General features: G+C 70.7%; 11 protein-coding genes. 4 read left to right on the top strand and 7 right to left on the bottom strand.

Translation table 11 applies throughout. The annotated features are described in order from the left end of the window. Positions 1-89: 89 nt before the first annotated feature. Complete coding sequence (locus ACWGJ2_RS16840; protein ID WP_453346845.1) at positions 90-1628, bottom strand: peptide MFS transporter; 1539 nt, start codon at positions 1626-1628, stop codon at positions 90-92. Between the two features lie 330 nt (positions 1629-1958). Between ACWGJ2_RS16840 and ACWGJ2_RS16835 the strand changes: the two genes are divergently transcribed. Continuing rightward, positions 1959-2972, top strand: coding sequence for a polyprenyl synthetase family protein (locus ACWGJ2_RS16835; protein ID WP_453346844.1), 1014 nt, complete (start codon positions 1959-1961; stop codon positions 2970-2972). A gap of 155 nt (positions 2973-3127) precedes the next feature. On the opposite strand, the gene ACWGJ2_RS16830 is transcribed toward ACWGJ2_RS16835, so the two are convergent. Next, entirely contained in the window at positions 3128-3808 is a 681-nt protein-coding gene (locus ACWGJ2_RS16830; protein ID WP_453346843.1) for a DUF4232 domain-containing protein, read from the bottom strand. Between the two features lie 581 nt (positions 3809-4389). Between ACWGJ2_RS16830 and ACWGJ2_RS16825 the strand changes: the two genes are divergently transcribed. The 3 genes from ACWGJ2_RS16825 to ACWGJ2_RS16815 all read left to right on the top strand — a co-directional run bounded on the left by ACWGJ2_RS16825 (position 4390) and on the right by ACWGJ2_RS16815 (position 7841). Continuing rightward, positions 4390-5715 carry a LolA family protein gene (locus ACWGJ2_RS16825; RefSeq protein WP_453346842.1) on the top strand — a complete coding sequence of 442 codons (1326 nt, stop codon included), beginning with the start codon at positions 4390-4392 and terminating at the stop codon, positions 5713-5715. Positions 5716-5872: 157 nt separating this feature from the next. Next, positions 5873-6895: an ABC transporter ATP-binding protein gene (locus ACWGJ2_RS16820; RefSeq protein WP_453346841.1), complete on the top strand. Its 1023-nt coding sequence runs from the start codon at positions 5873-5875 to the stop codon at positions 6893-6895. Continuing rightward, positions 6882-7841: an ABC transporter permease gene (locus ACWGJ2_RS16815; RefSeq protein ID WP_453346840.1), complete on the top strand. Its 960-nt coding sequence runs from the start codon at positions 6882-6884 to the stop codon at positions 7839-7841. Before ACWGJ2_RS16820 ends, ACWGJ2_RS16815 begins: the two co-directional genes overlap by 14 nt. A gap of 41 nt (positions 7842-7882) precedes the next feature. Here ACWGJ2_RS16815 and ACWGJ2_RS16810 read toward each other — a convergent pair whose 3' ends face one another. The 5 genes from ACWGJ2_RS16810 to ACWGJ2_RS16790 all read right to left on the bottom strand — a co-directional run bounded on the left by ACWGJ2_RS16810 (position 7883) and on the right by ACWGJ2_RS16790 (position 14439). After that, a complete protein-coding gene (locus ACWGJ2_RS16810; RefSeq protein ID WP_453346839.1) occupies positions 7883-8344 on the bottom strand; it encodes a VOC family protein in 462 nt (153 codons plus the stop codon). 111 nt (positions 8345-8455) lie between these two features. Continuing rightward, positions 8456-9799, bottom strand: a complete 1344-nt coding sequence (locus tag ACWGJ2_RS16805) for a M28 family metallopeptidase (RefSeq protein WP_453346838.1) — start codon at positions 9797-9799, stop codon at positions 8456-8458. A gap of 217 nt (positions 9800-10016) precedes the next feature. Beyond that, positions 10017-11120 (bottom strand): EamA family transporter RarD, encoded by a 1104-nt coding sequence (gene rarD / locus ACWGJ2_RS16800; RefSeq protein ID WP_453346837.1) that lies wholly within the window; start codon positions 11118-11120, stop codon positions 10017-10019. A 207-nt stretch (positions 11121-11327) separates the two neighbouring features. Continuing rightward, positions 11328-12428: a 2-oxoacid:ferredoxin oxidoreductase subunit beta gene (locus ACWGJ2_RS16795; RefSeq protein WP_453346836.1), complete on the bottom strand. Its 1101-nt coding sequence runs from the start codon at positions 12426-12428 to the stop codon at positions 11328-11330. Beyond that, the gene (locus tag ACWGJ2_RS16790; protein WP_453346835.1) at positions 12421-14439 is read right to left on the bottom strand and encodes a 2-oxoacid:acceptor oxidoreductase subunit alpha; all 2019 of its coding nucleotides are present in this window, start codon (positions 14437-14439) and stop codon (positions 12421-12423) included. Before ACWGJ2_RS16790 ends, ACWGJ2_RS16795 begins: the two co-directional genes overlap by 8 nt. Positions 14440-14580: the final 141 nt, after the last annotated feature.

Below are 14580 nucleotides of genomic sequence, written 5' to 3'. Positions count from 1 at the left end.
GTCCTCTGCTCGTGCTCGTGCTCGTGCTTGCCGACGCTGCTCGCCGGGGTCTCGGATGACGGGTGGGTGGACGGGAGCGGGGCCGGGGCTCAGTGGACCGGGGCCATCGTGCGGCGCAGCCACGGGACGACGGCGAGGACGGCGAGGCCCGCGACGACGGTGACGGCGCCGTTGAGGCCGAAGTAGGCGGGCGCCGAGAGCTGGTCGTAGAGCTTGACGGTCTGCGCCTGGATGCCGTTGGCGAGCGCGATCGACAGCATCCACAGCGCCATGGTCTGGCTCGCGAACGCGGCGGGCGCGAGCTTGGTCGTCGTGGACATGCCCGTCGCCTGGAGGATGACGTCACCCGTGCCGAGCAGCACGTACGAGCCGACGATCCACCATGCCGCCATCGTCCAGCCCGCGCCGTCGCCCTCGCGCCCGAACGTCGCCCAGGCCATCAGCAGGAAGGAGAGCCCGCCCAGGACGACACCGATCGCGATCTTCTGCGAGGCGTGCGGCTGACGGCGGCCGAGCCGCACCCACAGCGCCGCCACCAGCGGCGCGGCCAGCACCTCGGCCACGCCGAGCACGGAGTTGTACCAGGTGGAGGGGAACTCCCAGCCGAAGACCTCGGTGTCCGCGTGGTCGGCGGCCAGCAGCGTCATCGTCGAGTACGACTGGAAGAGGACGAGGTTGAAGACCACCGACGAGGCGAACAGCACGATGTAGGGCCGCAGCCTGCCCCGCTCCTCGGCGCTGACGCGCGGGCTGCGGAACATCACCACGAAGTACGCGACGGGCGCGACGACCGAGACCAGCGAGGTCACGTCGACGAACCGGCTCATCGTCAGCCACCCGGCGGCGGCCAGCACCCACGCCAGCGCGCCCACGGCCACCACACTCCCGGCGATGATCCACAGCGCGCGGCGCATGGCGCTGGGCGGCAGCGCGAACTCGGCGCCGTGCTTGCGGCCCGCCAGATCGCGGCGGCCCAGCACGTACTGGATCAGCCCGAGCGTCATGCCGATCGCCGCAGCCGAGAAGCCCCAGTGCCAGCCCTGCTTCTGGCCGAGCCAGCCGGAGACGACGGGGCCGAGGAAGGCGCCGATGTTGATGCCCATGTAGTAGAGCGCGAAGCCCGCGTCGCGGCGGTTGTCGTCGGTGCCGTAGAGCTTGCCGACCATGGAGGAGACGTTCGGCTTGAGCAGGCCCGTGCCGATGATGATCAGGCCGAGGCCGACCCACGTCATGGCCGGGGTGGGGACGGCCATCGAGTAGTGGCCGCAGGCGATGAGGATGCCGCCGTAGAGGACCGCGCGGTAGGAGCCGAGGATGCGGTCCGCGAGCCAGCCGCCCGCGACGGAGACGAGGTAGACGAGCGTGCCGTACGCGGCGACGACGGAGGCGGCCGTTCCGGAGGCCATGCCCAGGCCGCCGTTCGCGAGGCTGTCGGCGAAGTACAGGACCAGGATGGCCTGCATACCGAGGAAGGAGAACCGCTCCCAGACCTCGAGCCCTGACAGGGGCAGCAGGCCCCTGGGGTGGCTCAGGAAGGTGCGCTCACCAGGCCCGCCCCCCTCCTCGCCCTCGCCGCCGTGGCCGCGTCTCTCGGGGGCGGGTTGGCTGGATGTATACGGCAGGGGCACGGGTGACTCCAGTGGCTCGGGTGACTCGCGTGCTCTGCTCTCCCCGTTCTCGCGCGGCAAACCACCGTTTAAGGGTGATGAGAAACATACCCCTCAATGCGCACAATGCCCCATGAAGCACACGAGGGCCGCCGCCGGGAGCCGCGAACGAGCCGGGGCGGGGCCGCGAACGAGCCAGGAATGGGCGGGGATGCGGCGTGCTGGGCGGGCGCTGGCCGTGATCGCTGGGTGACCGGATACGCTTCCAGGTGATGGTGGCACTGAGATATTGAGACACCGCACGATCGCAGTTGATCGTTCATTCATCGTACGCAGACAGGAGTACCCCTCGTGACCGTCGTCGGGCCCTTCGGACTGACCGTGCGGGACCAGGCTCTCGAAGTCGACGTCCAGGCCGGGTTGGCGGCTGTCGAGGAAGGTCTCATCGAGGCCACCAAGAGCGATGTCCCCTTCATAACGGAAGCGGCACAGCACCTCGTACGGGCCGGCGGCAAGCGCTTCAGGCCGCTGCTGGTGATGCTGGGAGCGCAGTTCGGCGACCCCCACGCGCCGGGCGTGGTGCCCTCGGCCGTGGTCGTGGAGCTCACCCACCTGGCGACGCTGTACCACGACGACGTCATGGACGAGGCCGACGTGCGGCGCGGGGTCCCCAGCGCCAACGCCAACTGGGACAACTCCGTCGCGGTGCTCACCGGCGACTTCCTCTTCGCGCGCGCCTCCCACCTGCTGGCCGACATCGGCCCCGATGCCGTCCGCATCCAGGCCGAGGCGTTCGAACGGCTGGTCACGGGCCAGATCCTGGAGACCGCCGGGCCCGGCGGAAACGGCGATCCCGTCGACCACTACCTCGATGTCATCGCGGGCAAGACCGGCTCCCTGATCGCCGTCGCGGGCCGCTTCGGCGCGATGATGGCGGGCGCCGACGAGCAGGTCGTCTCCATCCTCACGCAGTACGGGGAGCGCATCGGCACCGCGTTCCAGCTCGCCGACGACGTCCTCGACATCGCCAGCGACTCCCACGAGTCCGGCAAGACCCCCGGCACGGATCTGCGCGAGGGCATCGCCACCCTGCCGGTGCTGCATCTGCGGGCCCGTGCCGCCTCGCCCGAGGCCACGGCCGAGGACCGCGCGCTGGCCGCGCTGCTCGACGGCGATCTGACGGACGACGCGCGCCACGCCGAGGCCCTCGCGGGACTGCGCGCCCACCCCGCGCTGGAGCAGGCCCGCCGCGACACCGTCCGCTACGCGGAAGAGGCGCGCGCCATGCTCGCGCCGCTCAAGGACTGCGCCGCGAAAACGGCCCTCTCCGACCTCTGCGACGCGGTCGTACACCGCGCGGGCTGAGGCCGGAGAGGGCCGCGTTCCTGCTGTTCCTGCTGTTCCTGTCGGGAGTGGCCGGGAGTGGCCGGGAGTGGCCGGGAGTGGCCGGGGTGCCGCACCCGCGTGGGTGCGGCCCTCCCTACTGCCTGCGGTTCCCGGATACCGCCGTCCGACCCGCGTTACTGCTTGCCGGTGCCGACGGGGTCCACCGTCACGTCGCTGGTGGAGTGGTCGGTCACGGGGATGTTGAGGCCGATCTTCACCGTCTTGGAGTGCGTCTCGTTGGGCGGGGTGACGACGAGGCGGTCGATGTCCACACCGGAGCCGCCGGTGTCGTTGCGCGGGGTGTGCAGGGTGAAGCGGGTCTCGTCGCCGTTCTGGAGGGCGACGGCGGGGGCGTCGAGGTCGCTGCGGTTGGCGCTGATGCCGCCGGGGCCGCCGTCGGCCTTGAGGTCGACGCCCGGGAAGCCCTTGAGGGAGCAGGCTTCCCCGGTGTTCTTGAAGGTGACCACGACATCGCCCTCGCCCATTCCGTGAGCGGCGCTGAGGGCCAGGTTCGACGTCTTGCAGGTGCCGGTGGTGATCTGGCCGTTGCCGCTGCCCTCGGCGTCCTTCGCCTCCGTCGAGCCCGTCGAGCCCGAGTCGCCGCCGGTGTTCATGGCGCTCTCCTCGGAGCCGCCCGCGCTGCCGGAGCCGCCGGTGCTGCCGCTGTCGCCGCCGGAGGTGCCGGACGAGGACGAGGAGGACGAGGCGGCGGAGTCGCTGGAGCCCGCGGCGGAGGTGTCGTTCCCCTGGCAGGCGGTGAGCGAGAGACCGGCGGCGAGGGCCAGGGCGGCAATGGTGATCTTCTGAGCGCGCATCGTTTCTTCCTTCGCTGTGGTGTGGCGGTGCGCCCGCTCGGTCCGAGCGGGCGTTTCTGCGTTTCCGACAAGTGAGATCCGCCCGCCCCGGGGAAAGTTTTCGCTGGTCGCCTCCTTGGACACGGCTGTTACACGCGGGCCTCCGTGGACCGTGGGGCGCGCCGCGCGCAGGCCCGCCGCCGCACGCCTGAACGCGGGTTCGCACGGTTCTCACCGCGGACCCGTGCGGCGGCCGGCCGCTGGGACAGACTCGTGACGGGGCGGCTATTGAACGGCACGGACTGCCGTGACGGGTGGCCCGTGACGAGTGAGCGGCGGCGGGCACGTGGCGTGGCCCTTACACGTTCATCGGGGGACGGACCCGTATCCGCACGCCGGACGACCGAGGAGGGTACGCGCCACGTCCTCCCCCGGGAGTACGGGGAGTTGATCCCCGGGACTGATGCCCGGACCCGCGGAATTTGGTGCGATAGGGGAGAACACCCCGCACCATCCCGTAGCGGCTCGGGTGAGAATGGCGGACAGGGATGGACGAGTGCGACGTACGGAACCGCCACCGACCACGGAGGTAGGGCACACAGATGGCACAGATCCAACCGAACAAGCCCAGCAGTCCCAGCGGCTCCAGAAAGAAGGCGGTCCGGTACGGCGTGCCGGTCGCGGTCGCGGGAGTGGCCGCGGCCACCGTCGGGCTGGTGCCCGCGCTCGCCAGCACAGGTGACCCGGACCTGCCGAAGATCACGGCGGAACAGCTCGTCGCGAAGATGGCGAAGTCGGATGTCCAGCACCTCTCCGGCACGGTGAAGATAAGCACCGACCTCGGTCTCCCGGAGCTTCCGGGCGTCGGCGGCTCGGGTTCGGGCTCCGGCTCCGGTTCCGGTTCCGGCTCCGAGGAGGGCGGTCCCTTCGGCGGCGGCTCGCACGGCTCCGAGAACAAGGGGTCCGGGGACGAGAGCGGAGAGGACGGCGAGGACTCCTCGGCCACGCCCACGCCCCAGGACAAGCTGATGGAGCTGGCCTCCGGCGAGCACACCCTCCGCGTCGCGGCCGACGGCCCCGAGAAGCAGCGCCTCTCCGTGATCGAGGAGGCCGCCGAGTACAGCCTCATCCACAACGGCGACGACGTGTGGACGTACGACAGCGGCAGCGACTCCGCCACCCATATGACCGCTCCCAAGGGCGCCTCCGACAAGGCGAAGAAGGAGCACGACAAGGAACTGGGCAAGGGGCTGGAGAACGTCACCCCGCAGAAGGCGGCCCAGCAGGCGCTGAAGGCGGTGGACGACACCACGTCGGTCTCCGTGGACGGCACGGCGAAGGTCGCGGGCCGGGACGCGTATCAGCTCGTCATCGAGCCGAAGAAGGCCCCGGACTCGACGGTCGAGTCGGTCCGCGTCATGGTCGACGCGGACACGGGCGTCCCGCTGAAGTTCACCCTGAACCCGAAGAGCGGCGGCAAGGCGGCCATCGACGCGGCCTACACCGAGGTCGATTTCGGCAAGCCCGCCGCGAGCACCTTCGACTTCAAGCCCCCGAAGGGCACCAAGGTCGAGGAGCACCAGCTCGGCGACGAGTCGGCCCACAAGGGCCACGGTGACAAGGGCGACAAGGGAACCAAGGGCGGGAAGCAGGACCTCTCCGGGCTGAACGTCATCGGCAAGGGCTGGAACTCCATCGCGGAGATCGACGTGCCCAAGGGCGCCCTGGGCGGCAGCGGCACCGAGGGCGGCCAGGCCGGGAAGCTCCTCGACAGCTTCACCGAGGAGGCCAAGGGCGACTTCGGCACGGGCCGCGTCTTCAGCACCCGGCTGGTCAACGCCCTGATCACCGACGACGGCAAGGTCTACGCCGGTGCCGTCACCAAGGAGGGCCTGATCAAGGCGGCCGACGCGGCAGCGAAGAAGTAGCCGCGCGGCACGAGAACGAACACCGCGCACCGGTCCGGAACCGGAAACCGGCACCGGAGGCCGGAACCGGCATCGTCCCGGACCGGTCAGCGGACACGTCACCGGCCCCCGCCCGCTCGCACGGCGGGCGGGGGCCGGTCGGACCTCGGGGAGCACCATGGCACAGCCGCCCGGCGAAGCGGTCGTCGAGACGCGTGGCCTCAGCAAGCGTTTCCGCGGCGGCCAACTGGCCGTCGACGGCCTCGATCTGACCGTGCCACGCGGCAGCGTGTTCGGTTTCCTCGGGCCCAACGGCTCGGGCAAGACCACCACCATCCGGATGCTGCTCGGCCTCATCGAGGCGACGGGCGGCAGCGCCGAACTGCTGGGCGAGCCCATGCCGGGAGCGGCCAAGCGCGTGCTGCCACGCGTCGGCGCCCTGATCGAGGGCCCCGCGCTCTACGGCTTCCTCTCCGGGCGGGACAACCTCGTCCGGTTCGACTCCGCCGACCCGACCGCCGACCCCGGCACCCGCGCGGCGCGGGTGGGGCAGGCGCTGGAGCGGGTCGGCCTCTCGTCGGCCGCGGGCAAGAAGGCCAAGGCGTACTCCCTCGGCATGAAGCAGCGCCTCGGGATCGCCGCCGCGCTGCTCCAGCCCCGCGAGCTGCTGGTGCTCGACGAGCCGACGAACGGTCTCGATCCGCAGGGCATGCGCGAGATCCGCTCCCTGGTGCGGGAGCTGGCGGGCGACGGCATCACCGTCTTCCTCTCCTCCCACCTCCTGGACGAGATCGAGCAGGTCTGCTCGCACACGGCCGTCATGAACCGCGGACGCCTGGTCACCCAGGGCACGGTCGCCGAGATGGCCTCGGGCGCCCGTGGACGCCTCGCGGTCACCACCCCGGACACGGCGGAGGCGGTGCGCGTACTCAAGGAGCACGGGGTGACGGATCTGGCGGTCGCGGAGGACGAGGTCACGGGGGAGCTGCCCTGGGGCGGCCCCGTCGACGCGGCGGGTTCAGCCGATACCGTCGACGCAGCCGCCGATCCGGCCGATCCGGGTGATCCTCCCGACCTCGCCGAGCTGAACGCGGCACTGGTGCGCGCCGACGTGCGCGTGCGGGCCTTCGGCCTCCAGCGTGCCTCGCTGGAGGACGTCTTCGTCTCACTCACCGGGGAGGGCTTCGATGTCGCAGGCTGAGAGCACCCGCCCGACGGGCGAGGCGACGGGCGGCACGGCGGGCGAGGCGCCGACGGGCTCCGGCGGCGTCGCAGGAGCGGGCCCCGCCGCGCTGCGCGCTGCCGCGCCCAGCCCCCTCTGGGCGCTCTCCCTCTTCCGCAGCGAACTGGTCATGACCTTCCGGCGCTGGCGGACGCTCGCGCTGCTGGGGGTGCTGGCCGCGATCCCCGTGCTGGTCGGCATCGCCGTGAAGATCGAGACCTCGGACGGCGGGGGAGGGGGCGGCGGCGGTGAGGGCCCGGCCTTCATCTCGCAGATCACCAACAACGGCCTGTTCCTGGTCTTCACCTCCCTCGCGGTCACCCTCCCCTTCTTCCTCCCGATGACGGTGGGGGTGATCGCGGGCGACGCGGTCGCGGGCGAGGCGAACTCGGGGACGCTCCGCTATCTGCTCGTCGCGCCCTCGGGCCGGACCAGGCTGCTGCTCGCGAAGTTCGTTTCCGTGCTGGTCTTCTGCCTGGCGGCCACCCTCGTCGTCGCCCTCGCGGCGCTGGTGGTGGGCGCGCTGCTCTTCCCCGTCGGGGACGTGACGCTGCTGTCCGGCAGCACCGTGCCCTTCTCGGAGGGACTGCTGCGGTCGCTGGCCATCGCCGTCGCGGTCGCCGTCTCGCTGCTGGGGCTCGCCGCCGTGGGGCTGTTCATCTCCACGCTCACCAGCAGCGGGATCGCCGCCATGGCCGCGACCGTCGGACTGCTGATCACCGTGCAGATCGCGAACAGCATCCCGCAGCTCGACGACATCCACCCGTATCTCTTCCCTGAGTACTGGCTGAGCTTCGCCGATCTGCTGCGCGATCCGGTCTACTGGGACGAGATCCTCAAGAACCTCGGCCTCCAGGCCCTCTACACCGCCGTCTTCGGCTCCGCCGCCTGGGCCCGGTTCAGCACCCGCGACATCACCGTCTGACCCCTGCCATCATCCCCCCCGGTCCTCCCGTCGCGCCGTCGTCAGGCCACGCAGAACTCGTTGCCCTCGGGATCGAGCAGGAGGTGCCACTCGCCCTGCGGCTCCTGGACGTGCCGCACGCGGGTGGCGCCCAGGGCCACCAGCTTCGCGACGGTCGCCTCGCGCTGCTCGGGCCCCGCGTGGACGTCGATGTGCAGCCGGTTCTTGGCCCGCTTGGACTCCGCGCCCGCCTCGGGGACGCGCTGGAAGAGCAGCCGTCTGCCCGTCCCGATGCCGGTGTCCGGCGCCACCGGATCGTCCGGGTGCCGCACGGCCACCGCGTCCCGGAAGTTGCGGCGCCCGTCCTTCTCGACGCACATCGAAGCGTCGATGGCCCCGAGGCCCAGCAGCCGCTCGATCACGGGAGTGTTGTCCTCGATCGCGTAGTCCAGCGCGGCGGCCCAGAACGCGGCCTGACCGTGCGGATCGGCCGCGTCGATCACGAGTTTCCAGCCGAGTGCCATGAGAAATCCCCCTCGTCGCCAGTGTGAGCCGAAGCTAACGCACGGCACTGACAACGAGGGGGAGGGACGCGGTCAGGGACGCGGACCGCTCAGAGTCCGCTCAGAGTCCGCTCAGAAGACGAGCTTCCAGCTGTCGATGTAGCCGGTGTCGTTCGCGACCTGGTCCTGTACGCGCAGCTTCCAGGTGCCGTTCGCCGTCTCGCTGGAGGCGTCGACGGTGTAGGTGGCGATCACGTTGTCGGCGGAGTCCGAGCTGCTGTAGCTCTTCAGTCGGTACGCGGTGCCGTCCGGCGCCACGAGGTCCACGACGAGGTCGCCGCGCCAGGTGTGCTTGATGTCCACGCCGACCTGGAGGTTGGCGGGCGCGTTGCCCGTACGCCCCGTGACGGTGACCGGGGACTCCACGGCGGCGCCGCGGTCGGGGACGGTGACGTCGGCGGTGTTCTCGAACGTCGTGCCGTCCGGCGGCGGGGTGCCCGTACCCGCGCCGAGCGTCCAGACCGCGTGGGCGATCGCATCGCTGTTGCGGTCGAGCGCGGTGTCGTTGATGTTGCTCGTGGTGTCGCAGGAGGAGTGGTAGCAGCGGTCGAACGCCTGGCCCGCCGTGCCGCCCCACTTCTGGGCCTGCGCCGTGGTCTTGGTGCGGCTCGCGCCGGTGAAGAGGCCGCCGACGGGTATCCCGGCGTTCTTGAAGTTGGAGTGGTCGGAGCGGCCGTCGCCCTCGGTCTCGATCTCCGTGGAGATGCCCTTGGACGCGTACCAGTCCTTGAAGACCTTCTCCAGCTGCGTGTCGTCGTCGTAGACGAAGTAGCCGGGGTTCGGCGAGCCGATCATGTCGAAGTTCAGATAGCCGCTGAACTTCGCACGCTCGGTCGTCGACAGGCTGTTGACGTAGTTGCGCGAGCCGACGAGGCCGAGTTCCTCGGCGCCCCACCAGCCGAAGCGCAGATGCTGCTCGGGGTTCAGGCCCTCGCGGGAGACGGCCAGCGCGGTCTCCAGAATGGCCGCCGAACCGGAACCGTTGTCGTTGATTCCGGGCCCCGACGTGACGGAGTCGAGGTGCGCCCCGGCCATCAGCACCTGGTTGGGGTCCCCGCCCGGCCAGTCGGCGATGAGGTTCCAGCCGGTGGCGCCGTTGGAGGTGAAGGACTGGAGCGTGGTGGTGTAACCGGCCGCGTCCAGCTTGGCCTTGATGTAGTCGATGGAGGCCCGGTACCCGGCGCGGCCGTGCGCCCGGTTGCCGCCGTTGGCGGTGGCCAGCGACTGGAGCTGGCTCAGGTGCGCCTTGACGTTGGCGAGGGGGATGTCCGGCGCGGCGAGAGTGGGGGCCGGCGGCGCGGGCGGCGCGGAGGGTGCCGCCAGCGCGGGTGCGGCGAGTGAGACCAGCAGCCCTCCGCCCGCGAGGGCCGTGGCCAGACGCCGTATCCAGGGTCTTCGAGCAGTGCGTGATGACATGGTGTGCTCCGGATTCCGTACGAGGTGGGAACGGAACGTGCGTGCTCCCCGCGCGGTGGCGCGGGGAGTTGGAGCTGTGCTGTTCGGTGACGCTTGATGCTCGGGTGCCGGGATGTCCGCGACAAGCCGGAAATCGGACAGCGCCCGCCGATTACCGGCCTTCCGCCGCGCCGGACGCCACCACCCGCTCGCCCGGACCCGCCGTCTCCGGGCTGGGTTACGGGCCTTCGGCTGTGTCGGGTGCCGCCGCTCGCGCGGACCCGCCGCCTCCGGGCGCGGCCACGGCAGCCTTCTCGTCGGCCCTGGCGCCTTCGGCCCCGGCTGCCCCCTCAGCCGCAGCCCCCTCAGCCCCCTCAGCCCCGGCCGCCCCGGCCGGACCCGCGTCCGCCACCTCGGCCTTCCCCGCCGCGCCCGCGGCGTGTCGCAGTGCCGCCCGCCCCCGCCGCGCGTGCCGCAGCGCGTCCCACGTCAGCAGGCACAGCGCGGCCCACACCAGCACGAAGCCCGCCCAGCGCTCCGGCGGCATCTCCTCGTGGAAGACGGTCAGCCCGAGCAGGAACATGAACACGGGCGCCAGGTACTGCAACAGCCCCAGCGTGGACAGCGGCAGCCGCACCGCGGCGCCGCCGAAGAAGATGAGGGGCAGCGCGGTGGCCAGCCCGGAGAAGACGAACAGCAGCGTGTGGCCCACGCCCTCGGACGCGAAGGTGCCGTCACCGGTGACCCCGAGGTAGACCAGGAACCCGAGCGCGGGCAGGAACTGCACCGCGGTCTCGGCGCCGAAGCCCTCCACCCCGTTGAGCCGCACCCGCTTCTTGATCAGCCCGTACGTGGCGAAGCTCAGCGCGAGCGCGAGGGAGAGCCACGGTGTGCGCCCGTACGCGAACGTCATCACGGCCACCGACACCACGCCGATCCCCACGGCGACCCACTGCGCCGGGCGCAGCCGCTCACGCAGCAGCAGCACGCCGAAGGCGATGGAGACCAGGGGGTTGATGAAGTAGCCGAGGGAGGATTCGAGGACGCGTCCCTCGTTGACCGCCCAGATGAACAGGCCCCAGTTGACCGAGATCGCGACGGCGGCGAGGACGATGAGGCCGAGCTTGCGCGGCTGCCGCAGCAGCGGGCCTATCCAGGCCCAGCGGCGCAGCGCGAGGAGTATCAGCACGACGGTCGGCAGCGACCACACCATGCGGTGGGCCAGCACCTCGGCGGCCCCAGTGGACTCCAGCAGGTGCCAGTACAGGGGCAGCAGCCCCCACAGGCCATAGGCGCCGAAGCCGAAGAGCAGACCGGTGCGCTGCTCGCTGTGCGTTCCCACGAGGCCCCCTCCAGGACGGTCGACGAGGACCACGAACGTAGCGCCGCACGCCACCCGCTGTCATTTCCGTTTCGCATTTTGGTCCTGTCGACGGCGGGATGTGCGGGGGCGGAACGCGGAAGGGCCCCGCCGGTGTGTACCGGCGGGGCCCTTCCGTATGACTCCGTACGACGGACCGAAGAACGGACCGAAGAGGCGCGTGGCCCCTCAGCCGACCACCGTCCAGGTGTCGTTGCCCGCGAGCAGCGCGCCGAGATCGCCCTTGCCGTTGCGCTCGACGGCCTGCTCCAGCTGCTCGGCCATGTCCGTGTCGTAGACGGGACGCCGCACGTCGCGCAGCACGCCGATCGGGGTGTGGTGCAGCGTGTCCGCGTCGGCCAGCCGGGAGAGCGCGAAGGCGGTGGCAGGGGAAGCGGCGGCGGCGTCGTGCGTCAGCACCCCGTCCGTGCCCTCCTCCGCGACGTCGATGACGCGCAGCTCGCCCGTCGACGGATCGCGCACGACACCCTTGGAGCCGAGGCCGTCCTCGCCGGGCACGCCGAAGCGGATGGGCTCGCCGTGCTCCAGGCGGATCACGGCCTCCTGGGCCTGCTGCTTGTCCTTGAGGACCTCGAAGGCACCGTCGTTGAAGATGTTGCAGTTCTGATAGATCTCCACCAGCGCCGTGCCGGGGTGGTCGGCGGCGGCGCGCAGCACGCTCGTGAGGTGCTTGCGGTCGGAGTCGACCGTACGGGCCACGAAGGACGCCTCGGCGCCGAGCGCGAGCGAGACGGGGTTGAAGGGCGCGTCCAGCGAGCCCATCGGCGTCGACTTGGTGATCTTGCCGGCCTCGGACGTCGGGCTGTACTGGCCCTTGGTGAGGCCGTAGATCCGGTTGTTGAAGAGCAGGATCTTCAGGTTCACGTTGCGGCGCAGCGCGTGGATCAGATGGTTGCCGCCGATGGACAGCGCGTCTCCGTCGCCCGTGACGACCCACACGCTCAGATCGCGGCGTGCCGAGGCGAGACCGGTGGCGATGGCCGGGGCGCGGCCGTGGATGGAGTGCATCCCGTAGGTGTTCATGTAGTACGGGAAGCGGGACGAGCAGCCGATTCCGGAGACGAAGACGATGTTCTCCTTCGCCAGCCCGAGGTCGGGCATGAAGCCCTGGACGGCGGCGAGCACCGCGTAGTCCCCGCAGCCGGGGCACCAGCGCACTTCCTGATCGGACTTGAAGTCCTTCATGGACTGCTTGCCCTCGGCCTTGGGCACCAGGGAGAGCGCGTCGGCCTCCTGGGCGTCGGGGCCCTCCAGCAGGGTCTCAGCCATGGGTGATGGCCTCCTTGAGAGCGGTCGCGAGCTGTTCCGCCTTGAACGGCATGCCGTTGACCTGCGTATACGACTGTGCGTCGACGAGATACTTGGCGCGGACCAGAGTGGCGAGCTGTCCGAGGTTCATCTCGGGCACGACCACCTTGTCGTAACGCCTCAGCACCTCTCCGAGGTTCCGGGGGAACGGGTTGAGATGGCGCAGATGCGCCTGGGCGATCCGCCCGCCCTCCCGCCGTACCCGGCGCACGGCCGCGGTGATGGGCCCGTAGGTGGACCCCCAGCCGAGCACCAGTGTGTCCGCCTCGCCGCTGGGGTCCTCGGCCTCGATGTCCGGGACCTCGACGCCGTCGACCTTGGCCTGGCGCGTGCGGACCATGAAGTCGTGGTTGGCGGGGTCGTAGGAGATGTTGCCCGTGCCGTCCTGCTTCTCGATGCCGCCGATGCGGTGTTCGAGGCCTGGCGTGCCCGGCACGGCCCAGGGGCGCGCGAGGGTCTGGGGGTCGCGCTTGTACGGCCAGAAGACCTCGGTACCGTCGTCCTGCTGGTGGTTGTAGCCGTTGGCGAACTGGACGCGCAGATCCGGGAGTTCGTCCAGCTCGGGAACCCGCCAGGGCTCGGAGCCGTTGGCGAGGTAGCCGTCGCTGAGCAGGAAGACCGGGGTGCGGTAGGTCAGGGCGATGCGCGCGGCTTCGAGCGCCGCCGTGAAGCAGTCGGCCGGGGTCGAGGGCGCCACGATCGGGACGGGCGCCTCGCCGTTGCGTCCGTACATCGCCTGGAGCAGATCGGCCTGCTCGGTCTTGGTGGGCAGGCCCGTGGAGGGGCCGCCGCGCTGGATGTCGATGATGAGCAGCGGCAGCTCCAGCGAGACGGCGAGCCCGATGGTCTCGGACTTGAGCGCCACACCGGGGCCCGAGGTCGTCGTGACCGCGAGCGAGCCGCCGAAGGCCGCGCCGAGCGCGGCGCCGATCCCGGCGATCTCGTCCTCGGCCTGGAAGGTGCGCACACCGAAGTTCTTGTGCTTGCTCAGCTCGTGCAGCACGTCCGAGGCCGGGGTGATGGGGTACGAGCCGAGGTACAGCGGCAGGTCCGCCTGCTGGGACGCCGCGACGAGCCCGTACGCCAGGGCCAGGTTCCCGGAGATGTTGCGGTACGTGCCGGGCGGGAACGCCGAGGAGGCCGGGGCCACCTCGTAGGAGACGGCGAAGTCCTCGGTGGTCTCGCCGAAGTTCCAGCCGGCCCGGAACGCGGCGATGTTGGCCTCGGCGACCTCCGGCTTCTTGGCGAACTTGGTGCGCAGGAAGTGCTCGGTCTGCTCCGTCGGCCGGTGGTACATCCACGACAGCAGGCCCAGCGCGAACATGTTCTTGGACCGCCCGGCTTCCTTGCGGCCCAGCTCGTAGGTCTTGAGCGCCTCGACGGTGAGCGTGGTCAGCGGCACCTCGTGCACGCTGTAGCCGTCGAGGGAGCCGTCCTCCAGGGGGCTGCCCTCGTAGCCGACCTTGGCCATCGCGCGCTTGGTGAACTCGTCCGTGTTGACGATGATCTCCGCGCCGCGCGGCACGTCCGCGATGTTCGCCTTCAGTGCGGCCGGGTTCATCGCGACCAGCACGTTCGGTGCGTCGCCCGGGGTGAGGATGTCGTGGTCGGCGAAGTGGAGCTGAAAGCTGGAGACGCCCGGGAGGGTGCCGGCGGGGGCCCTGATCTCGGCGGGAAAGTTCGGCAGGGTCGACAGGTCGTTGCCGAAGGAGGCGGTCTCGGAGGTGAACCGGTCGCCTGTGAGCTGCATGCCGTCGCCGGAGTCGCCCGCGAACCGGATGATCACTCGGTCCAGGCGCCGGACCTCTTTGCCGGCCCTGTCCTTCTTGCCGTTCTTGCCGTTCTGGTCGGGCCCCGCGGACAGGGCGGGGCTGTCTGTCGAGTCGGCTGTGCCGGCTGTGTCGGCCTGGGAAACGTCGTTCTCGTCGGCAGGAGACTGCGGCCCGGCTGGGCTACTGACCTCGCTGGTCACGGTGGATCTGACCTCCCTAGAGGCGGCGGCTCGCCTGCCATCGTACGTCGGTAAGGGTGCCCTTCCCGGGGAAGATCGCATGATGGACCGCATTTTGAGACGCTTGTCCGTCTCTGGAGCCTCACGCCCTGAACACCCCCC

Source organism: Streptomyces sp. NPDC054796 (assembly GCF_053611545.1).
The sequence above is the reverse complement of the archived record's forward strand: the minus strand, read 5'-3'. Positions and strand labels throughout refer to the sequence as shown.